This is a genomic window from Patescibacteria group bacterium, from assembly GCA_030583705.1.
GTDB lineage: Bacteria > Patescibacteriota > Patescibacteriia > Patescibacteriales > Patescibacteriaceae > Patescibacterium.
Window position 1 is genome coordinate 779,017 of record CP129471.1, and the last position, 21,794, is coordinate 800,810.

Sequence of the window (21,794 nt, forward strand, 5' to 3'; positions counted from 1 at the left end):
GAAATACTTAAAGATTAATAAAAGATAAGGTAAAGGAGAAGAATGGCGGAATAGCCGAATAACAAAAACCATTTATTAGACCAACCGATACCGGAAAAATGAAATTTAGATAAAGGCCAAATGATCGGGGTAGGAAAAGCTTTGCCGGAATGAGTAAAGATATCTATTAAAATATGCAATCCCCAACCGCACCAAGCTAAAGCTAACCAATCTAAAGAAAAAAGTTTAAATAAGATAAAGATAACCAACCAAACTAATAGGCTATGCGAAATATTATACAGCTTAAAAACAAAGGGCGGGAAAATGGATTGTGGAGGTTTTTTAAAAAATAAAATCTTATGTAAAAAAGCACTATTAAACATGCCACCAAAACTAACCAAATCCGGCAAGATGCCGAATAAAATTGTAACTGTTCTTTGGGTAGTTGGCATATCTTTAAAAACCAAATTGGTTAAAAGAATATGAGAAATCATGTCCATAAAGAAAATTTGAGATAAATATTTAACTTACAACAATCTTAGAATCTAAAATCAAAGACTATTGCTTAGTCGGGGTTTTGCCTCGCAGAGCATCTTTAACAAGGTCTTTTACTTCATCGGAAAAATCGGCGTTAAGAATCCATTGCAGGAAACCGGGTTCAGTTTGGGCTACCGCTGCCAGGCTCTGATTCTTAAACTTGGAAAAACCAAAATAAAGGACACCGTCTTTCCAATAGAACTTACCTTCAACATCAGCACGGTCTTCGCACATTTCTTCATGCGCCCGTCTAACCTCTTCCCAACCGTATTTTGCCAATTGGGCGATAATCACTTCATCCGTAGCTTTAACATCCACTAAGGCGTCATGGGCTCCCACTAACTCTTTACCACAATAAAGACGATAGGCAGTGGTTAGGTTACGAGGCTCCATGTAATGATAAATAACTTTTCCATCTATAATCCTCTCCGGACTATAACTAAAGGCCAAACCAGAGCGCATAAATTCTCTTTTTAAAAGAGGTAGATCAAAACCCACTACATTAAATCCTCCGTAATAAGAATCTTTAAAAAGATCAAAGATCTCTTGAGCCTGTTCTTTAAAAAGCGGTTGATCTAATAAATCTTGGTTAACATAGCCATGGGTCTTGGAAGCTTCGGGAGAAATCGGGTAATCTGGATTAAAAAGACGCATTTCACTAATCGCCTCACCCTGTCCCGGGCGATGCAGAACATAAGCCAATTGAATAATCCGATCATCATTAACCGACAAACCAGTAGTTTCAAGGTCAAAAACGATTAAGGGCTTATCTAAACCCAAATGATCCGCCTGATTAAGTTTCATAACTTATAATATAAATATAAAAACGATAAACCCTCCTATATCTTAATATCAGTATATCTTAAGATAAGGAAAATTGCTAATTTATAAAAAACAGCCTCATAGTGTTAAATGAAGCCGTAAATTTTATTAAGTTTTAACAACTAATCCTAAAATTAAGATGATAACCAAACAATAACGAATATAATTATTGCTAATAAACAAAAAGCTAAAAATCCTATAAAAATCATCAGTAATAATCTCTTGAAGCTTATCTCGCGGGTAAAGTCATTAGAATAACTTTTTAATTTACGATATTTTTTTACTGGTATAAGTCCTAATCTACCTGGAGCGGTGTTTGGAATAACAATTAATATAATAGTAATTATATACAAAAGAATAAACAAAACTGGGCTAAAAATCTTATCATACCACATGAGCTCACCCTCTGAGTCTTTAAGAATATTTTTCTCAACATACTCCTGGTACTCTTTATTTTTCTGAGCTTCTCTCTCAAACCAATCCATCTTCTTGGGAGATTTTTGTATATCGTCCATAGATATAATTAATTAATAGCAGAAAACTAACCTGACAAATTACTAATGACTTTCTTTAATAATTCCATTGTATCATATTTTTTATCACAAAGGAATTCATATTCTTAGCAATAAAATATAATATAAAACCCCAAAAAACCATCCCCTTGCCAAGCCTTAAAAGACATGATAGCATAGGATTATCACCTTATTAATAACTGTTTCCTTTTGTTGCGGTGATCTGTTTATACCTCAGTTATGCTTTGTTTAAACCTTTTTATTACTAAATCTCTTCATCTCCCTTTAAAATCAGAGGGGATTTTGACGTTTTCCTCGGTTAAAAAACATCTTTAATTTGGTATACGATCAGCGCGGCCAAGGAGTTTATCCTTATGCCATATCTTATCTACGGCGGCATAGCTTTGCTATCTTTGGCTTTGGGCTACTGGCTACGTAAACAACGTGCCCTGTCTGAAACCAATAGTGCGGAATTACGCGCCGAAAAAATTATTACCGAAGCTAAAAGTAAAGAAAAACAAATTATCCTGGAGACCCAGGATAAAGCTTTAACGATCATTGAACAAGCTAAAATGGAGGCGGCTAATCGTCATAAAGAAGTAACCGAAATACAAGCTAGATTAGAACAAAGAGAAAACACTTTCTCCCAAAAACTACTTGAACTCCAAGACAAACAACAAGCTCTTTATGATAAGATCGCCAAAATAGAAGAGACCAAAGAAAAGATTAAAAAGATCCAAGAAGAACAAACCGCGGCTTTAGAAAAAATAGCCGGCATGAGTAAAGAAGAAGCCCAAGAGACTTTGTTGAAAAAAGTTGAAAACGTTAGCAAGGAAGCTTTGGAATCTCGCTTAAAGAAAATGGACCAAGAAACCAGCGAAGCGATTGATGAAAAAACTCGCGAAATGGTCTCAGCCTCCATGCAAAGACTATCCTCTAACTTTATCACCGAACTTACCACCACTACCGTTGACCTACCCAGTGATGACATGAAAGGCAGAATTATCGGGAAAGAAGGTAGGAATATTAAATCAATAGAACAATTAACCGGCGTGGAAATTATTGTAGACGATACACCTAACGCCATTACCATCTCCGGTTTTTCAGCCATTAGACGACATATTGCCAAAAAAGCTTTAGAATATTTAATTAAAGACGGACGTATTCACCCTGGAAAAATTGAAGACGCGGTAGAGCAGGCTAAAAAAGAATTAGCACTGGATATTAAAAAAGCCGGTGAAGAAGCTTTATATGAACTGGGTATTACCGGCTTTGATCCTAAACTGGTACAGATTATCGGGCGACTTAAATACCGTACTAGCTACGGACAAAACGCCCTAAAGCACGCAGTGGAAGTTGCTCACTTAAGCGGCCTCTTAGCCGAAAGCCTGGGCGCTGATACAAGCATAGCTAAAAAAGGCGGACTATTACATGACATCGGTAAAGCCATAGATCATGAAGTAAAAGGTTCTCATCCGGAAATCGGTGGGCAAATTGCCCGTAAATTCGGCTTAAGCCAAGAAATTATTAACCCAATTGAAAAACACCATGATGATAGACCAGAAGATCTAATCACTGTTATTGTTAAAGTAGCAGACGCCATTTCATCTTCCAGACCAGGCGCCAGACACGACAGCTTTGAACAATATGTCCAAAGACTAGAAGAACTCGAAAAAATTACCCAATCATTTGTTGGAGTAGAAAAGGTCTACGCTATTCAAGCCGGTAGGGAAATCCGAGTATTTGTTAAACCTGAAGAGGTTAGCGATATGACTGCCAGAGAACTAGCTAGAGATATTGCCAAGAAAATTGAACAAGAAATGACTTATCCGGGAGAAATTAAGGTAAATCTTCTAAGAGAAACCAGAGTTATTGAATATGCTCGTTAATTAAACAGTAAATAAGCCAAGGAATGTTATCTATGAATCATAAAATCTTAATAAATAAATATGGCTATAAAAAGGCTAAAGTAAGCCATTATATTAATGCCTCTTTACAGACAAAAAAATCTGTGCTATAATTAAACAATAGCTCAATATGCACCTCTTCTCTTTTTTTAGACGAAACAAGGCCAAGGAAAATATTAATAATCTTGATCAACAGCTGGTTTTCCATTTGTCCAAGTCAAGAATCCCAAGCCTCAAACAACTAAAATATCTTAGAACTTACTTAAGCTCAAAAGAAAAATTGTTGCTTAATTTTTGTCTTGTCTTAGTTTTAGTAAGCTTAGGTTATCTGGGAATTAAAACCTACCTTAATGCCACCGAACTGACTCCAAAAAACGGCGGTAGATATACCGAGGGTATTGTTGGTAATCCACAATACATTAATCCCCTATATAGCTTGCTTAACCCAACCGACGCCGACCTGGAAAGACTGATGTTCTCTCGTTTATTTACCACTAACGAAAACGGAGCTACCATACCTGAATTAGCCTCTTCTTTGGAGGTTTCCGAAGATGAGAAAACTTATACCATTACCTTAAAAAATGCTCTGTGGCACACCGGCGACGCCTTAACAGCTGATGACGTTGTCTTTACTTTTGAAAGAATACAAGACCCAAGCTACCATTCTCCACTACGTAATCGTTTTGCCGGAGTAAGTATTGAAAAGCTTGAAGATAATAAAGTTGCCTTTACTCTAAGAGAGCCCTTTGGAAGATTCCCGTCTCTACTTAATTTCGGTATTATGCCGAAAATAATCTGGGAAAGCACTAATCCGGAAACAGTTACTTTAGCGGAATACAATATAAAACCTATCGGCTCAGGACCATATCGTTTTAAAGTCTTAACTAAAACAAAGTCAGGTACCATCCGTTCTTACACTTTGGAAAGAAACCCGGACTATTATGAACAATCTCCTTATATTGATGAAATAGTCTTTAAGTTTTTCCCAAGCGGACAAGAAATGGTGGCAGCCCTAAATAACGGACAAATAAACGGAGTAGCTTCTTTACCACCAGAATTAAGAAATTCCTTAATTGCTCCCAATACCCTAACAACCCAAACAATTGCTCTACCAGAGTTAACAGGAGTTTTCTTTAATACTAAATCAGCCGCTCCTTCGGGACAATCTTTAGTTAGAAGAGCCTTGAGAATGGCGATTCCAAGAGAAACTATTCTTAATAACCTAAGCGATGAAACATATGGTTTAACCGCTACTGGACCCCTACCTCCCTATTATCCCGGAGCTCGTTTTGACTCAGGAGAAGATAGACAAAGAGCAGAAGAAATTCTAAAAGAAGACGGCTGGATAGCGGTTGAAATAAAAGGAGAGGGTAATGAGCAAGAAGGAACAGAAGGAGAAGAAGAACAAACTGAAGAAACTTCTTCACCAACCACCGATGAACAATCTGAAGGAGAAGGAGAAGGAGAAGTTGAAAACGAAACTGAAGGAGAAGAAAATAACTCTTCTGATTCTTCTACACAAACCCCCCAAACAATACCTGAAAAAGACAGATTGGGCGAAGGACGATGGCTAGTTAAGGGAGATAAGGCTTTAATTGTTAGGCTAGTAGCTCCAGAAAACCTTGAAAAGGCCGCTGAAGAAGTGGCGATGGCTTGGGAGTCGCTAGGAATAAAGACCGAAATAACCCTAAGATCTGAAGAGGTAATTAAAGAAACTATTATCCCCAACAGGCAGTTTGATGCTCTGTTAATTACCCAAAGCTTGCCCGGTGGAGATATTTATCCCCTCTGGCATTCAGCCGCCGCTGTACAGTTAACTGGTTTAAGTAATGAAACTATTGATACTCTTTTAGAAGAGGCTCGCTTAACCGGACATATTGAAGCTATGGCAGAAAGATACGGCAAGCTCCAAGATATCTTTGAGGAAGAAGCTCCCCTTATTCCCCTATACTGGCAAGCCCATGGTTATCTTCAACCCAAGAAACTTAAAGGTTTTAACCGAAACTTTATGCTGGGTAGAGCAGATAGATTTAATCAAATAACAAATTGGCATCTTAACCAAAAAAGAATTAGAAGCTTAGCAGATTAAAATTACTTTAAAAAAACAATAGCCGAAGTGGCGGAATTGGTAGACGCGCAGCGTTCAGGTCGCTGTAAAGGCAACTTTGTGAGGGTTCGAGTCCCTCCTTCGGCACAGAAAATATTTTAATTGTTTGCGTGACAGACAACTTTTAAAAATTCTTCTGAGAAATTTATTTCTCATATATTTAATTAATTTATTAATCCCTCTGATCGTGTTTATTTAATGCGAAGAGATTTTTAAGTATGATAACAAAATACAAAAACCAGGATCAAAAAAGATCCTCAAGTCGGCTTAGAACAAGCCAAGACGTTTCATCTTCTAAAAAGAACGAAACAAATCCTCGGACAAATGTCCGAAAAACACAGGGCGGTTCTTTACCTAAACCTGTTCTTAAAAGAAGAAGTGGTGGTAATACCGCTCCAAAAATTAACATTGTTCCCGGACAAAAAGTTTCAACAGTTGGCAAACTGCGGATAATCCCAGTGGGCGGCTGTGAAGAAGTCGGAAGGAACATGACAATCTTTGAGTATGAAAACGATATTGTAATCGTGGACATGGGACTGCAATTTCCCGAAGAAGATATGATGGGTATTGACTACATCATTCCCAACATTGAATACCTTAAAGGCAAAGAAAGAAATATCCGAGGAGTTATTTTCTCCCACGGACACCTTGATCACATAGGTGCTGCTCCAATTCTCTTAGAAAGATTGGGCAACCCCCCGATTATTGGCAGACCAATGACCATTGCCATGGTTAAACATAGAGTAGAAGACTATAAGCCAAACTCCTCTAAAAATCTTAAGGTTAGTATGATTAAAAACCTTAGCGATAAAATGAACTTAGGAGTTTTTAAGGCCAGCTACTACCAAGTAGAACACTCTATCATGGATGCGGTTGGTATTATTTTATCTACACCTTGTGGTACGGTTATTCATCCAGGCGACTGGACTATGGAAAGAGATAAAAAAACTAATGAGCCGATGATTGATTACACTCACCTAGCCCAACTACCTCGTCCAACTATCCTGATGCTTGAAAGCTTGGCGGTAGTTAGTACTAAACCAAGCCCCACAGCTGAAGACCTTAAAATTAACCTAGAAAAAATTATTGCACCCTCTCCTGGTAGAATAATTATCGGAACCTTTTCTTCCCAGGTGGAAAGAGTGGGCTGGATTATTGAAATAGCCGAGAGAACTGGTAAGAAGGTAGCTCTGGACGGCTATAGCATGAAAACCAACGTGGAGATAGCCAGAGAATTGGGTTATATTAAAGCCAAAAAAGAAACCTTCATTAAAATTGATCAGATAGGTCAATATCCGGATAATAAGATAGTAATCATTTGTACTGGCGCACAGGGTGAAGAAAACGCTGTTTTATCCAGAGTTATAGACGGTAGCCACCGCTCCCTGAAAATTCAAAGGAATGATACCATAGTTTTATCTTCTTCTATTATCCCAGGTAATGAAAGAACTATCCAAAGACTAATAGATAACCTCTATCGCCAATGCGATAACGTCATCCACGGCAACCTAATGGATATTCATATATCAGGACACGGCACCAGAGACGATCTGGCTTTTATGCTTAAAGCCATTAAGCCAGATTACTTTATCCCTGTGTATGGTAACTACTTCATGCTTAAAGAAGCGGAAAAACTAGCTAAAGGCATAGGTTTTAGTCCGCAAAGAATAATTGTACCAGATAACGGTATGGTAATTGAATTCAATAAACAAGGAAATGTGCCAACTAAAGAAAAAATACCAGCTAACTACGTCTTTGTAGACGGGATGGGCGTAGCTGACTCAAGCCATAATATAGTTTTACGAGATCGTAAGATGATGTCCGAAGACGGTATGATTGTCTTAATAACAACCATAGATTCAAAAACCGGCGAACTCTTAAGTAGCCCGGATATAATCTCCAGAGGTTTTGTTCATATGAAAGAAAGTAGAGAACTAATCCAAGAAACCAGAAATAGAATAAGAGCCATAATTAAAAAGAGACCAACCCCTCAACCAGGTATGACCGAAGACGATTATCTTAAAAGCCGCCTAAGAACGGAAATAGGGCAATTCCTTTTCCAGCAAACCAAGAGAAGGCCCCTCCTTATGCCGGTAGTTATTAGGGTTTAGTAAAGATAAAAGATAAAAAAGAGCTAAAGAATAAACCAAAAAATAACTATAGTGGATAACTAAAAAACACGCATAATAGCGTGTTTTTTATTTATAGTATTTTAACAAACTAACCAAGAGTTCTTTCAAGCTTTGAGACAACCTTACTGGTGTTAATATTGTTAAATAAATTAACCCAGGCGTTTGTTTGAATAACCGTTAGAACAGCTCCTCCGATAATAATTAACGCCAGTAGGGCAATAGCTCCCAAAAAGGCAACAATGTAAAAGAATAATAGTGACTTAACAACTACGGCGATTAAGGCTAAAGCTACAAAAGGAATTGCCAAAGAAACTACTAATAACAAAATAATTAAAGTACCAATTATGCTTATAGCAAAAAGAATAAAGGCCATTTCTAAACTAATAAGCCAATTAGCAACAAAAAGTTTAAGGCCAGCTCTAATGGATTCCATTAAAGATTTCTTCTTTAATACCAAATAAGCCATAGCATATTTAACTGTTAAAGCGGCGCAAAGGGATAGGCCGATCATGAAGATAAATAATACCCAATAGGCGAAACTAACCCAAATTCCTTCATTCCAAATTAATAGCGGTAAAACGGCAATCACCGTAAAGATGTAAATTACCGCATAAGATAATAGATAAAGCCCCAAAGCTGGCCAAAAGTATTTTATACCCTCCCTGAAACCCAAAGACATATCATGTTTTCTCTCAGAAGAATTCAATTTATGACCACTAGCAATAGCTCTATCTGAATTATTAATCAAAGCAACTTGTGAAACAGTGGAAAGCCAAATTAAGGCACAAGAAAAAGCTAACACAAAAAGAGTTAACGCCAAAAGACCAAAGAAATCTCCAGGATTGGTTACCATTAAATCATTAAATCCTCTAAAAAGACTACCATCAAAAAGTCCAGTGGACGACCACTTTTGCCAATCGTTTAATATTCCTTGATCACGATTAAGGAATCTAGAAAAAAATTGAAACTCAAAATTACTAGACAATAAAGTTGCGAACAAACCAAAGAACCAAAGGTACTTGTGGTTCCAGGCTACAATAAAGGCCTGTTTAATAATTGTTCTATAAAGAGTCATATGACAAGCATGTTATAATTTAATAATCTTATTATAGCATAAAAAACCAAAAGCCGGCAAGATAAGGCCGACTTTTGATTTTATTATCTATAATTATGGCTCTTTTTATCCTATTATCATCTTATTCTTCACTGTCCCCATCCTTATCTTTCGCCTTTTCTTCAGTCTTTCTATCATTCATTAAAGCTAAGAATTCTTCTTGTTCAATAGTCTCTTTTTCTAGTAATTTATCAGTAATTTTCTGTAAATCATCCCTGTATTTAATAATAATCTCCTCAGCTTTTTTCATACCCATATCAATAAAGCCGGATATTTCCTTATCAATCTCCTCAGCAGTCTTTTCGCTATAATCTCTAGCCTCGTAATCACTCTTGCCAAGATAACCAGCTTCTTCTTTATCGCCAAAAGTTCTTGGGCCAAGGTTTTCCGACATACCATAATCGGTAATCAAACGACGAGCCAAAACCGTAGCGCGACGTAAGTCGGAGGTGGCACCGGTAGTTACTTCTCCATAAACATTTTTTTCAGCCATATAGCCTCCTAATAAAACAGCGATCTCTTCAATAAAGTCTGATTTGGTATGCAAATGCTTATCTTCACTCGGTAACTTTAAGGTATAACCCCCTGCTCGGCCACGAGCGATAATAGAAACTTTATGAACATCATCTGCTCTTGGTGATTTATGAGCTACTAAAGCATGGCCAGCTTCATGATAGGCGGTTATTTCTTTCTCTTTAGGAGAAAGAATACGAGATCTTCTTTCTGGACCAAGCATAACTTTTTCAATGGAATCAAAAAGATCTTCCATTAAAATAACTTTTCTACCCCTTCTAGCCGCCAACAAAGCCGCTTCATTTAAAGCATTCGCTAAATCAGCACCGCTAAAACCAGGAGTTCTTTCGGCTATTTTTCTTAGAGCAACTTCTTTATCCAAAGGTTTTTGCCTGGAGTGAATTTTTAAAATAGCTTCTCTGTCATTAATATCCGGCTCATCCAAAACCACTTGTCGATCAAAACGCCCAGGACGAAGTAAGGCCGCATCTAAAACATCAGGGCGATTGGTAGCTGCCATAACAATTACTCCGGCGTTAACTTCAAAACCATCCATCTCAACCAATATCTGGTTAAGTGTCTGTTCTCTTTCATCATGAGAACCTCCAACACCTGTACCTCTTTTACGACCAACAGCGTCAATTTCATCAATAAAAATTATACAAGGAGCACTGCGCTTGGCTTTACGAAAAAGATCTCTTACCCTTGAGGCTCCTACCCCAACAAACATTTCTACAAATTCCGAACCAGAAATACTAAAAAATGGGACATTAGCTTCACCGGCTACCGCTCTAGCTAACAACGTCTTCCCCGTACCAGGACTACCAAGCAGCAAAACACCACGAGGTATTTTAGCTCCTAGTTCGGTAAATTTATTGGGGTACTTAAGAAAATCAACCACTTCACCTAATTCTTCCTTAGCTTCTCTAACTCCGGCTACATCATTAAAGGTTATTTTATCTTTCGGGGACTGTAAATTAACTTCTCTGGCTTGAGATTGCCCAAACATCATGGCCTTGCTATTGGAACCTTGGACAGAACGATACATTAAGAAAAGGAAAAGTCCCAACAAAAGAACCGGAAAAAGAAAAGGCAAAAGAGTGCCCAACCAAACAGATGCTCCAGTTGGAGCCTCTACGGTAATAGACAAAGAGCTCATTTCTTCAGCAGTTACTCCATAGTTAGCCAAAAGTTCGGTTAAAGCTTGTCCAGTTTCCTTAAGAGCGGTTTGTTCTTGTCCGTCTCTAAGCTTAATAAAAAGCTCATCAGCGCGTACCTCTACTGATTCAACCTTATCTTCTTTAATATTTGAAACCAAAGAAGCCAGATCTGTTTTATCCGGCTCTTGGCGATTGTTTCCTATTAAAGAGAATAAAACTCCCAAAAAGATAAAACAAAAAACAATCAGTAAGAAATTCTTTAAAAAAAGCTTCATAAATTAATAACCACTCAATTACTCAATCATCTTACGAATGGAATGAATCTTATAAGCAACGTAAAAAAGACTGTAGGCGATAAGAAGAATTATCAAGCCTATTAAGAGTCTAACTAAAAAAGTGTCCCAAACTACCACTACGGCCATAATCAACAAGAATAAGCCGTTAGCGATAAAGATCCACATAAGATCCGTTAAACGCTGCTTAATAAGCGTAATGATGTTTTGCATATGATTAAAATTAAAGTGAATAAAATTCTCTTTAATTATACCAAAAAAGCTTTAAAAGTTCAAATGAGTTGCTAGGGTTATTCTATATCAACTTAGCTAACTTAACATCAATAATTTAATCGCCACCAATAAATAATACAAACTTATTATGAATTAGTATCGTCCGAATTGCCTTCTTCGTCTACTTCATCTTCCCTAACCACTTCATCCTTATCCTTATCTTCCGGAGTTTCTTCTTTTTCCTTATCCTTTTTTTCTTCTGATTCACCTTTTACGTCCTCTTCTTTACCTTTCTTGTCCTTCTTGTCTTCTTTATCTTCTCCATCTTTTGTATTTTCTTCTACCTCATCTTCTGTTGTATCTTCTTTGTCTTTATTCTTTTCATTTTTTGGTTTACGTGAACGAGCTTTACCTGGTACAGCCAAACCTAAACGATGTTCTTTAGAATCAAGTGAAATAACTTCAAAAGTTGCAGTTTCCCCAGCCTTAAAAGCATCTTCTATTTTTTTACCAGCCGTTAAACCAAGTTGACTAATATGAGCCAAACCATGAATGTCTTGATCAAGTTCAATAAACAAACCAAAAGGATTTACCTTAAGGATCTTTCCTTCAACATTTTTACCAACAGCATATTTTTCCTCAACGTTTTTCCAAGGGTCATCTAAGAGATTCTTAACGGAAAGAAAAATCTTTGCTCCTTCAATACCGATAATCTGGGCTTTAACATTATCTCCGACTTTATAAAGATCAGACGGATCTTCAATACGTTGCCAAGCTAACTGACTAATATGAATTAAACCTTCAAGGTTACCTCCAAAGTTAACAAAGACACCAAAACCGGTAACGGCAATAACCGAACCTTCCACTGAGTCGCCAACTGCATATTGGGAAATAACATCTTTTTGTTTTTCCTGCCAAGCATCCTTTTCACTAACCACTAGTTTTTCTTCCTTGCGATCCAAAGCAATAATTCTAACTTCAGCTTCCGTTCCAACTAGAGATTTCAGTTTTTCAAAAATTTTGGTTTTATCTCCACCTGAAACACGAGGGTAGTTTTCCGGAGAGAGCTGAGAAACAGGCAAGAAGGCTTGAATTTGTGCATAGCTTACCATTAAGCCACCGCGATTAGCCGCGTTAATTTTAACACTAATCGGTTGTTTCTTTTCATAAGCCTCGGTTAAACTCTGCCAAGCTTTTTCTTGTCCAGCAAAACGGAAAGATAATTCAAGTTCACCGTTTTCATTTTCAGGTTCAATAACCGTTGCTTCAATTTCTTCACCAGGCTTAAGACCAGCAAACTCACTAGCCTCAAAATAAAGTTCACGTCCACGTACTACACCGGTTAAAAAACCGCCGATATCAATTTTAACTTCCGCCTTAGAGGCAGACAGAATCTTGCCCTTAACGGTATCTCCGACCTGGGGAATGGTTATTTTACCCTCACGTTCTTTAAGTAAGGCAGCAAAATCTTGGCCAGCACTTTTTGTTTGATTACTCATAAAATAAAAAAAGAGTTTCTTAACCTCTGCTCCAATAAGAGCTTGGGTCTTTCGGCCACCCGGACGATATACGTCTTTCTCCCGAAAGGTTATTAAAGGTGGTATTCAATTTATTACCTATTATTTATAGCATAGAGGAAAAGAAAAAGCAAGGGTTAATTAAAAGCCTCTTTTTCAATAAAACCTCCCTTAATAGGGAGGTTTTATTGATATTTTGTTCAAAGATTTAATCTTTTTGCTTAACTTTTCATCCTTACTTTTAATCTTACATAGGTACTCCACAAGCAGCTGAGTTAGCGTTACTGGCGGCTGTACCTTCACCAAAACCAGGAGAAGGTGTACCAGCAGGCATAGCTTCGGAACACTCTGAAGGTTGATTATTAAAAGCGGCACAAATGGTAGCCATTAAGCTTTGGCTGTCTCTACCAGTGTTAACTTCTTTACCATTAATAACCAAAGTTGGTGAACCCTGGACTCCGTATTTTTTATTATCCGCATCATGAATAGAAAAAGGAGGGAACTGTCCGTTATAGGTAGTGCGGTCATTATAATTAGCAGTTAACTTGTAGTCTGAATCAGCTTTAGAAACACAAGAAGAAATTTTGCCTTCATCTAAACCAGCTTGTGTACCACAAGCAGCTGAATCACCAGCTTTAACAAAACAATTAAGATAGCCAACTAACTTTTCTGGTTGTTCTTTATCAATACAGTATTGGCGAGCTTGTTCATCGATTTCAATCTTGTCATGCATGGCATAGTTAACAAATTTAGGTTGGAAGTCCATCTTATCACCCAAAGCGGCGACTACTGGTAAAATACCTTTTTGCATTTGTAGACCAAATGGACAATGACTCATAACAAACAACTCAACTACTGGTTTCTCTGATTTAGGCAAATCGGCAGGAATAACTGGAGCTGAAGCAGTTGAGGGGGCGCCGTCCACTCCTTGAGAAGCCAAGGAAACCGAAGTATCCATACCTTGAGGGAAGAACATCTTACCATCCTTTGACATAAAAGATTCAATGGAATCTCCCTCCAACATAACGGTTAACTTATAAAGAGTCTTATTATAATCCGTTACCTCAGAAACAGTAGCGGTAGAGCCAGAAACAAGCTCTGAATTAATATATTTTTCAGCTAAGGTCTTAGCTTCTTCAGGTGAAAGCTTTTTAGCACTGCTAAAATTTCCATCGCCAAAGTTAGCTACCGCCACAATAACCAAAACCACCGCAATGGCGATAACGGCTATTAAAGTGTTAGAATTTTGCGACTTGGTCGCTGGGCTACCATGGCTGCCTTGATGGGCATGTCCCTCATGAGAAGGCTTATGTTCATGATGGGCATGTCCCTCATGAGAAGGCTTATGTTCACCATGGTGTTGGTGATTATTTTCCATATATTTATGTATGTTATTAAAAAGCCCTAAAAGCTTATTTAAAAATAATTAATAAAATTATAAAATTATTGGTTAAATAACCAATGGTTATTATAGTTATTACAGTATACCTTAAGTAAGCCAAGGGGTCAAATAAAAAGCTTAATCTGAGATTAACCTAATTAATTAAACCCAGGTAACACAGGCTACCGAGTCTCCTTCTTCCTTAAAGCGCATTAAGCGTACCCCTTGGGTATCCCGACCAGATTCGCTAACCGTCTTAAATGGCAAACGAATAACCTGTCCTTTAGTAGAGATAATGATCAGATCCTTATTGCTCATAGCCTCAATATTAACAACATAAGCGTTAGTTAAAGTACCAGTTTTCGTGGTTACTTTAGCGGTCTTAATACCACTGCCGCCTCTAGATTGAACCTTATAAAGAGCTAAAGGCGTACGTTTACCATAGCCACCAGCCATAACGGAGAGGATTTGCATATCTTTGGATTTTTTCTGCTCCTCGGCAATAATACCCATACCAATAACACTGTCGTCTTTTTTAAGGCGAAGCCCGATAACTCCGGCCGCACTGCGACCCATTGGTCTAACATCGCTTTCTTTAAAGCGAATAGCTTGTCCGGCGGAAGTGATTAACTGTATTTCATCTTTACCGGAAGTTGGTTTAGCCCAGATTAACTCATCATCATCTCTAATAGTTAAAGCAATTAAGCCAGAACGACGAACTTTACCAAATTCGCTTAATTCTACTTTCTTAACCACGCCCTTTTTAGTGGCAAAGAATAAGAATTTGCTTTTATTCATTTTATCCAAAGGCAAAACCGAAGTTACTTTTTCACCGGGTGAAAGCTGCAGGAAGTTAACAATTGCTTGTCCTTTAGCTGTTCTTTGGGCCGAAGGGATTTCATAAGCTTTAAGTTGGAAAACTCGTCCGCGAGTGGTAAAGAAAAGTAAATCATCATGAGTTAGGGTGGTAAGCATAAATTCCACCATGTCTTCTTCTTTAGTAGTTAAGCCTATAACTCCCTTCCCGCCCCTGGCCTGAGTTTTAAACATGGAAGGAGCTAGACGTTTAATATAGCCATCTCTGGTCATAACCACTACCACCTCTTCGTTGGGTACAAAATCTTCCACATTAAACTCTCCAACCGGATGATCAACCAACCTTGTTCTTCTTTCATCACCGTATTCTTCTCGCAATAAATTCATATCTTCCCTAATAATTTGTAAAATCTTTTTGCGAGAACCCAAAATACCTTCCAACTCTTTAATTAAAGCTTTTTTGTCTTTAAGTTCGTTTTCAATTAGCAAGCGTTCAAGGTTAGCTAAAGATCCAAGTTTCATTTCCACAATAGCCAAAGCTTGCTTATCCGATAATTTAAATTTCTTAACCAAATTAATTTTAGCTTCATCTCGATTACGGGAAGCTTTAATTAACTTAATTACTTGATCAATATGCAAAAGAGCTATCATTAAACCATCCAAAATATGAGCTCTGTCTTTGGCTTTTTCCAAATCAAATTCCGTTCTTCTTCTAATAACGACCTCGCGATGCTTAATATATTCTTCTAAAACAGATTTAAGATTTAAAACACGAGGTTGGATACCATTAATTAGAGCTAATAAGTTAAGGTGAAAAGTTTCTTGTAGCTGCGTCATCTTATAAAGACTATTTAAAATCTTTTTTGGAAAAGCATCTTTTTTAAGTTCAATTACCACCCGAACACCGGCTTTATCTGATTCATCGCGCAAATCTCTAATACCTTCAAGTTTTTTCTCTCGTACCAAATCGGCGATTTTTTCTACCAAGTTAGCTTTGTTAACCTGAAAAGGAATCTCACTGATTATTATATTATAAGTATCCTGTTTAGCTTCAACAATCTCGGCTACTCCACGTGTAACAATACCGCCTTTACCGGTGGTATAAGCTTTAATAATAGCTTCGCGATCATAAATAATACCACCGGTCGGGAAATCCGGACCCTTAACATGCTCCATTAAATCTTCAACAGTAGCTTCGGGTTTTTCAATTAAGTGTTCAATGGCATTAATCAATTCATTAAGATTATGAGGAGGAATATTAGTTGCCATACCGACGGCAATACCCATGCTACCGTTTAGAAGAAGGTTGGGGAGTCTGGCTGGCAAAACAGTGGGTTCTCTATATGAGCCATCATAGTTGGCCACAAAGTCCACAGTTTTTCTATCTATATCAGATAAAAGTTCTTCAGAAATACGTGCCAATTTAGCTTCGGTATAACGCATGGCCGCCGCGTTATCTCCGTCCATTGAACCAAAGTTACCTTGTCCACGAACCAAAGGGTAGCGCATGGAAAAATCCTGAGCCATACGAACCATAGCATCATAAACCGCCGAATCGCCGTGCGGATGATACTTAGCCAAAACTTCTCCGACCACTGCAGCGGATTTTCTAAACTTAGCACTGGAGCGTAAACCCAACTGCCACATGGCGTATAAAATACGACGATGAACCGGTTTAAGTCCATCTCTAACATCAGGTAAAGCGCGGGCAACTATAACACTCATGGCATAGTCCAAATAAGAACGCTTCATTTCCTCCACAATCGGTTGGGGTTCAATATGTCCACGATTATTGTTTGAATCTACCGTATCATTATTATCCGGCGGCACAAGTCCTTGTTCGGCAGAGGTTTTTTTATCGTCCATTTTGGATGATTTTTTTTCTTTAGGCATAAACTGTTTAATTTTAATTACTAATGAATAGAATACCTGTTAATTAATTATTCGGCAAGGTACCCGGTATATTCTTTGGCTCTTCATTTGTCTGTTGTTCATTTAATTCCCCTTCACTCAACTGTTCCTCACTCTGACCTTTATTTTCTGCTTTTTCAGTATTTTCAGTATTAAAACCATTATTATCATCCGAAAGATTTTCTTCAAGGTTGGCTTTTAATTTTTCCAAGGCCCTGGCTTCAGCCTCAGCGGCTGTTTCTTGTTCAACCGCTTGATCAAGGTTTTGCGTCATAGCTCCAAAATCCTGTATATCCATTTTTATTTCACCCATTGCCTTGCTAAACTCTTCTCTTAAACTACCAATGTCCGATGAAGCTTCATTATCTGAATTGGATAAAAGCTTCATATCTGAACTAATTAAAGAACGTAGACTAACAATCCAAGCAAAAAAGATCAAGAGCATTAAAGAACTAACACCAATCCATATAATCAAATTTTTATTATTTTTTATCTCATTTTTACGCCTAAGAGGGCCAGAAGCTGGACGATGGGCTTCATAGCCATGTAAAACCGAATGACTTGAGGTTGTTTTTTTAGGCTCAACCTCCAAAACAAGATCAGGGAAATTTTTAACGAAATCACGATGTCCACTCGCAGTAGTTGTAGCAGCTTTAACCTCTATCGGTACAACAAAATCAAGATGGTTGTTTTTTCCGGAAATTACTGTTTTGGATTTTTTAGCAGTCCCAACCCTACCAGTTCGCTTAGCAGTTTTTTTAACAGCCGGCTTCTTTGTTTTAGCTTTGACCCCAGCCCTAGCTTTAGACTTGGACTTAACTTCTTCTTTTTTGTTTTCAGAACTTTTTACCATAAAAGTTTTAATTAAGTACTACTAAATCCATACCATCTTGCGGTAAATCTTTTCTAACAATTTTTAATTTTTCTTCATAACGAGGTTTAACAGCAATAGCTTTTAAGAAATTATCCAAGGGATCCAAATTTTTAGATAATTTTAAACCGCTTACATGATAATGCATGGGAATAACTAATCTTGGTTCAATTTGGTTAATTACCTTAACGGCGGTTTGGGCATTAATGGTATAAACTCCGCCTACGGGAATAATTAAAATATCAGTACCTTCAAGTTTTTCAAGTTGTGAATTATCTAACTCACAACCCAAATCTCCCAGGTGGGTAATGGAAATTCCCTCAAGCTCTATTCTATACATAACATTTTTACCACGCTCCGCTCCTTCCGAAGAATCGTGATAAGAGCTAACTCCTTCAATAAAGACACCCTTAACCTCATACTCTCCCGGACCACTAATAACAAAAGGATTACCAATAACAGCCGCCACATTATTATGATCATCGTGATCATGACTAATAGTAACTATATCTGCTTCAAGCTTAGGTAACTTTAAACCAACCTTCTCAGGCTTAAAAGGATCGGTAACTACCGTTACAATATCATTTTCATGTTTAGCTTGGAGTTTAAAACAGGAGTGATTGATTTTTACAATTTGCATAAAATAAGGTTTAAAAACGGCCCTTAAATGGCGCCGCAGCATACTTTAAATATACTGCATTTAAGAAGAAGAGTCAATCTAAAAAACAAGAGAAAAAACAACTTAATAAAAAACTTTTCGGTTTTTACTAATTTGACAAAAAATCAATTTTTATCCTATCCTTGATATTTGCCAAAAAGGCTTAAACAGTATAAAGTATAAAAGTATCTTAAATATATTAAAGAATAAAAAACCCCTATGGATCATAACCACAATTTGCTTAATAATATTGAAAAACCCCAACAACGTCGTAAGAAGTCTATTTTTAAAAGAATTAGAAAAATATTCGTAAGTTTTTTAATTCTTTTAGTTGTTCTTTATGCCTTTTTCTACTTTAAACAACTCTTCTTTGGTAGTAATGAAGAAGGTGGTACCTCTTGGATCGATCGTATTCCCCTTATCGGGCAAGTTAAACATTTAGCAGAGAGCTCAGACAGACCCCTAAAAGGCGAAGAAAGAGACAGAATCAATATTCTTCTTTTAGGTATTGGCGGCGCCCAACATGACGGAGGTCTTTTAACGGATACTATTATGGTAGCCAGCTTAAAACCATCCACCAACCAAGTTTCCATGCTTTCTATCCCCAGAGATCTGGTAGTCCGTGTTGAAGGTTCTTCCGATTACCGTAAGATAAACAGTGTTCATTCTTTAGCTGAACAAAGAGATAAGGGCAGTGGAGGCTTAGCTGTTAGTCAAACTGTTAGCCGCCTACTTGATGAACCAATTGATTACTATGTTAGAATAGATTTCGATGGCTTTGAGAAAATTATAGACCAAATTGGAGGTGTTAGTGTTTATGTGGAAAATACACTAGATGACTATAGTTACCCAATCAGAGGACGCGAAGATAATCCGGATTATTACAGTCGTTTTGAACATTTGCATATACCCCAAGGCTGGCAAGAAATGGACGGTAGTCTAGCTCTTAAATACGCCCGTTCCAGACACGGTCTGCGCGGTGAAGGCTCGGATTTTGCCAGAGCCAGAAGACAACAAAATATCATGGTAGCTGCTAAAGAAAAGATCTTTTCAGCTGAGACTCTTTTAAATCCCAAACAAATAACCGCCTTGGTTGGCCATGTTGAAAATCATCTATCCACTAACCTTAAACTTTGGGAAATGACCAAGCTTTGGAATATTAGCAAAAAGATAGATAGAGAAAATATTACCCAAAAAGTTTTAGATAACAGCCGAGCCGGATTATTGGAAGACGCCAGAGGCCTTAATGGTGCCTATATCCTCACTCCCCGCTCCGGAGACTATTCGGAAATACAATATCTTTTTAAAAATATCTTTGGAGAAACAAGTATAGGGGCCAATATATCTATGCCTAAGGATAAGATAAAATTAACTATCTTTAATGGTACTTGGGTTAATGGTTTGGGTAGCCGGACCGCTCTTGATCTTGAACAAAAAAACAGCCCAATCACGGTAGTAGAGGTTGGTAACTCTAGTCGTAAGAATTTTGAACGTTCTGTTATTTATGATCTAACCTATGGAGCTAAAAGAGAACATCTTGAATACCTTAAAGAAAAAACCGGTGCTAATATAGCACCAACTCTACCAGAATGGCTTAAAAACGATTTAGCCGATTCCGGCTCACCGGCCAACCAGCCGGACTTTATCCTGATTCTAGGTACCGATGCAGATAAAACCGGTTCTGGAACGGACAATAGAAATTAAAAATAAACAGTCTTTTAATTTTTATTTTCCTTTATTTTGAAAAAATTATATGAAAAAATACAAAGAAGGCGATCTGCCTCTGGTTGTTATCTTCGGACGAACTAATGTTGGCAAGTCTACTCTTTTTAATACTTTGGCAGAAAAAAAACAGGCCCTTATTTCAGATATCCCAGGCACCACTAGAGACAGTAATCTAGCCATAGGTGAATGGCGAGGACGAAAATTTGAACTGGTGGACACCGGTGGTTTTATGAACTTTGATTACTTAAGTAAAAAAAAGATTCAAGCAGAAACTATTGATGAAATGGTCCAAAAACAAGCCGGAGACTATATTCGTCGCGCTGATGTTATCTTGTTTGTAGTAGACAGTAAAGACGGTCTTTTACCGCAAGACAAAATTATGGCACAAATCCTTAAAAGGATAACCTCACAAAGAAAAAGTGTCACTATGTTAATAGCTAACAAAGCGGACAGTCAAAAACAAAGGTTAGCGATTGGGGATTTCTTCTCTTTGGGCTTTAAAGAGGTCTACCCAGTTTCAGCCGCCACAGGTGCAGGTACTGGAGATATGTTAGATGAAATCTTAAAACACTTTAAGGAGGAAATAAAAGAAAATGACGAAGAAGAGGAAGAAGATTACGAAGAAGAGAAGGAGGAGGAACAGGATGATGATAATTATGATAATAAGGAAGAGGGTGAAGAAAATGAAAAAGACAAGAAGGATAATGATAACAAAAAAGGAAGCTCTAAAAAGAAAAAAGATAAAGACGAAGAAGAGATTATTAGAATTTGTCTTTTGGGTAAGCCCAATGTTGGGAAATCCAGTCTTTTAAACGCCATGGTGGGATACGAAAGAGTTTTGGTTAGCGCTATTCCTCATACCACCAGGGAACCGCAATCAACAATCTTTGAATATAACGGGCAAATTATTGAATGTGTAGACACTGCCGGTATTAGTAGACACGGACATAAACAAAATAATCTAGAGAAGTTCAGTATGGCTAAAAGCTTGGCTTCTCTTAAAAAAGCCAATTTAGCTCTTTTAATACTGGATATTAATGAACCAATCACCAAACAAGATGCTAGACTAACTGAAGAAATAATCAGTAAACAAAAGGGTTTAATTATTGTTGCTAATAAATGGGACACTGTTGAAGAAAGAGAGACCAAAAAATATATTGCCCATATTCATCGAGAACTACCCTTTGCAACTTACGCACCTATCCAATTTGTTTCCGCCAAAAATAGATCTAAAATAGATCATCTTTTTGACCTCATAACCGAAGTATATAAAGCTCGCCATACCCAATTAAGCGCTTCTCAACTGGAGTGGTTAATGAAGACCGCTGTTAAGAAACATCGCCCTACCAAAGGACATGGTACCAAATACCCCCGCCTTTATGAGTTCTCCCAAAGCGGTGTTAATCCCCCCACCTTTGTGGTAAGGATCGGAGCTAGAGAAAGTTTGGCAGATACCTACCTGCGCTTTTTGGAAAACCAACTTCGTGCCAATTTCGGTTTTGCCGGCACCCCGATTTCCATTTGGGTTAAAAAAGGCAGAGATGTGCATGGAGCACATGATAGTTAATAAAGCTTTATCTACTAAACACCTCAACTACTTGAGGTGTTTAAAAAACTAAATAATAT

16 protein-coding genes and 1 tRNA gene are annotated in these 21,794 nt (G+C 37.5%); 6 read left to right on the forward strand and 11 right to left on the reverse strand.

The genetic code is table 11. The features are described 5' to 3' along the window. Nucleotides 1-14 precede the first annotated feature (14 nt). The 3 genes from QY321_03840 to QY321_03850 all read right to left on the reverse strand — a co-directional run bounded on the left by QY321_03840 (nucleotide 15) and on the right by QY321_03850 (nucleotide 1,853). Nucleotides 15-431: a hypothetical protein gene (locus tag QY321_03840; GenBank protein ID WKZ24720.1), complete on the reverse strand. Its 417-nt coding sequence runs from the start codon at nucleotides 429-431 to the stop codon at nucleotides 15-17. 106 nt (nucleotides 432-537) lie between these two features. Beyond that, a complete protein-coding gene (locus QY321_03845) occupies nucleotides 538-1,320 on the reverse strand; it encodes a 3'-5' exonuclease (protein ID WKZ24721.1) in 783 nt (260 codons plus the stop codon). Between the two features lie 152 nt (nucleotides 1,321-1,472). Beyond that, nucleotides 1,473-1,853 carry a hypothetical protein gene (locus QY321_03850; protein ID WKZ24722.1) on the reverse strand — a complete coding sequence of 127 codons (381 nt, stop codon included), beginning with the start codon at nucleotides 1,851-1,853 and terminating at the stop codon, nucleotides 1,473-1,475. Between the two features lie 371 nt (nucleotides 1,854-2,224). Here QY321_03850 and rny point away from each other — a divergent pair, with 371 nt between their 5' ends. The 4 genes from rny to QY321_03870 all read left to right on the forward strand — a co-directional run bounded on the left by rny (nucleotide 2,225) and on the right by QY321_03870 (nucleotide 7,975). After that, nucleotides 2,225-3,739, forward strand: coding sequence for a ribonuclease Y (gene rny / locus QY321_03855; GenBank protein ID WKZ24723.1), 1,515 nt, complete (start codon nucleotides 2,225-2,227; stop codon nucleotides 3,737-3,739). A gap of 148 nt (nucleotides 3,740-3,887) precedes the next feature. After that, nucleotides 3,888-5,846, forward strand: coding sequence for an ABC transporter substrate-binding protein (locus QY321_03860; protein ID WKZ24724.1), 1,959 nt, complete (start codon nucleotides 3,888-3,890; stop codon nucleotides 5,844-5,846). A gap of 21 nt (nucleotides 5,847-5,867) precedes the next feature. Continuing rightward, nucleotides 5,868-5,951: transfer RNA gene (locus tag QY321_03865), tRNA-Leu, on the forward strand. 131 nt (nucleotides 5,952-6,082) lie between these two features. Continuing rightward, nucleotides 6,083-7,975, forward strand: a complete 1,893-nt coding sequence (locus tag QY321_03870; protein ID WKZ24725.1) for a ribonuclease J — start codon at nucleotides 6,083-6,085, stop codon at nucleotides 7,973-7,975. Between the two features lie 109 nt (nucleotides 7,976-8,084). Here the strand turns inward: QY321_03870 and QY321_03875 are convergent, their stop codons facing one another. The 8 genes from QY321_03875 to QY321_03910 all read right to left on the reverse strand — a co-directional run bounded on the left by QY321_03875 (nucleotide 8,085) and on the right by QY321_03910 (nucleotide 18,425). Next, a complete protein-coding gene (locus QY321_03875; GenBank protein ID WKZ24726.1) occupies nucleotides 8,085-9,071 on the reverse strand; it encodes a hypothetical protein in 987 nt (328 codons plus the stop codon). Nucleotides 9,072-9,192: 121 nt separating this feature from the next. Continuing rightward, a complete protein-coding gene (ftsH, locus tag QY321_03880; protein ID WKZ24727.1) occupies nucleotides 9,193-11,058 on the reverse strand; it encodes an ATP-dependent zinc metalloprotease FtsH in 1,866 nt (621 codons plus the stop codon). 18 nt (nucleotides 11,059-11,076) lie between these two features. Then, entirely contained in the window at nucleotides 11,077-11,289 is a 213-nt protein-coding gene (locus QY321_03885; protein ID WKZ24728.1) for a hypothetical protein, read from the reverse strand. 146 nt (nucleotides 11,290-11,435) lie between these two features. Then, entirely contained in the window at nucleotides 11,436-12,788 is a 1,353-nt protein-coding gene (locus QY321_03890; protein WKZ24729.1) for a S1 RNA-binding domain-containing protein, read from the reverse strand. A gap of 265 nt (nucleotides 12,789-13,053) precedes the next feature. Then, nucleotides 13,054-14,184 carry a hypothetical protein gene (locus QY321_03895; GenBank protein ID WKZ24730.1) on the reverse strand — a complete coding sequence of 377 codons (1,131 nt, stop codon included), beginning with the start codon at nucleotides 14,182-14,184 and terminating at the stop codon, nucleotides 13,054-13,056. 165 nt (nucleotides 14,185-14,349) lie between these two features. Continuing rightward, a complete protein-coding gene (gyrA, locus tag QY321_03900; GenBank protein WKZ24731.1) occupies nucleotides 14,350-16,896 on the reverse strand; it encodes a DNA gyrase subunit A in 2,547 nt (848 codons plus the stop codon). 43 nt (nucleotides 16,897-16,939) lie between these two features. Continuing rightward, a complete protein-coding gene (locus tag QY321_03905) occupies nucleotides 16,940-17,767 on the reverse strand; it encodes a hypothetical protein (GenBank protein ID WKZ24732.1) in 828 nt (275 codons plus the stop codon). 7 nt (nucleotides 17,768-17,774) lie between these two features. After that, complete coding sequence (locus QY321_03910; protein WKZ24733.1) at nucleotides 17,775-18,425, reverse strand: MBL fold metallo-hydrolase; 651 nt, start codon at nucleotides 18,423-18,425, stop codon at nucleotides 17,775-17,777. Between the two features lie 237 nt (nucleotides 18,426-18,662). Here QY321_03910 and QY321_03915 point away from each other — a divergent pair, with 237 nt between their 5' ends. Further along, nucleotides 18,663-20,147 carry an LCP family protein gene (locus tag QY321_03915; GenBank protein ID WKZ24734.1) on the forward strand — a complete coding sequence of 495 codons (1,485 nt, stop codon included), beginning with the start codon at nucleotides 18,663-18,665 and terminating at the stop codon, nucleotides 20,145-20,147. 49 nt (nucleotides 20,148-20,196) lie between these two features. Continuing rightward, a complete protein-coding gene (der, locus tag QY321_03920) occupies nucleotides 20,197-21,735 on the forward strand; it encodes a ribosome biogenesis GTPase Der (GenBank protein ID WKZ24735.1) in 1,539 nt (512 codons plus the stop codon). Nucleotides 21,736-21,794: the final 59 nt, after the last annotated feature.

What these genes read in the sequence shown, in the direction of transcription:
- QY321_03915 (WKZ24734.1), top strand. Translation starts at nt 18,663, where the DNA reads ATGGATCATAACCACAATTTGCTTAATAATATTGAAAAACCCCAACAA.
- QY321_03870 (WKZ24725.1), top strand. Translation starts at nt 6,083, where the DNA reads ATGATAACAAAATACAAAAACCAGGATCAAAAAAGATCCTCAAGTCGG.
- QY321_03850 (WKZ24722.1), bottom strand. Translation starts at nt 1,853, where the DNA reads ATGGACGATATACAAAAATCTCCCAAGAAGATGGATTGGTTTGAGAGA.
- QY321_03890 (WKZ24729.1), bottom strand. Translation starts at nt 12,788, where the DNA reads ATGAGTAATCAAACAAAAAGTGCTGGCCAAGATTTTGCTGCCTTACTT.
- QY321_03905 (WKZ24732.1), bottom strand. Translation starts at nt 17,767, where the DNA reads ATGGTAAAAAGTTCTGAAAACAAAAAAGAAGAAGTTAAGTCCAAGTCT.
- QY321_03885 (WKZ24728.1), bottom strand. Translation starts at nt 11,289, where the DNA reads ATGCAAAACATCATTACGCTTATTAAGCAGCGTTTAACGGATCTTATG.
- rny (WKZ24723.1), top strand. Translation starts at nt 2,225, where the DNA reads ATGCCATATCTTATCTACGGCGGCATAGCTTTGCTATCTTTGGCTTTG.
- QY321_03895 (WKZ24730.1), bottom strand. Translation starts at nt 14,184, where the DNA reads ATGGAAAATAATCACCAACACCATGGTGAACATAAGCCTTCTCATGAG.
- gyrA (WKZ24731.1), bottom strand. Translation starts at nt 16,896, where the DNA reads ATGCCTAAAGAAAAAAAATCATCCAAAATGGACGATAAAAAAACCTCT.
- QY321_03860 (WKZ24724.1), top strand. Translation starts at nt 3,888, where the DNA reads ATGCACCTCTTCTCTTTTTTTAGACGAAACAAGGCCAAGGAAAATATT.
- der (WKZ24735.1), top strand. Translation starts at nt 20,197, where the DNA reads ATGAAAAAATACAAAGAAGGCGATCTGCCTCTGGTTGTTATCTTCGGA.
- QY321_03840 (WKZ24720.1), bottom strand. Translation starts at nt 431, where the DNA reads ATGCCAACTACCCAAAGAACAGTTACAATTTTATTCGGCATCTTGCCG.
- QY321_03910 (WKZ24733.1), bottom strand. Translation starts at nt 18,425, where the DNA reads ATGCAAATTGTAAAAATCAATCACTCCTGTTTTAAACTCCAAGCTAAA.
- QY321_03875 (WKZ24726.1), bottom strand. Translation starts at nt 9,071, where the DNA reads ATGACTCTTTATAGAACAATTATTAAACAGGCCTTTATTGTAGCCTGG.
- QY321_03845 (WKZ24721.1), bottom strand. Translation starts at nt 1,320, where the DNA reads ATGAAACTTAATCAGGCGGATCATTTGGGTTTAGATAAGCCCTTAATC.
- ftsH (WKZ24727.1), bottom strand. Translation starts at nt 11,058, where the DNA reads ATGAAGCTTTTTTTAAAGAATTTCTTACTGATTGTTTTTTGTTTTATC.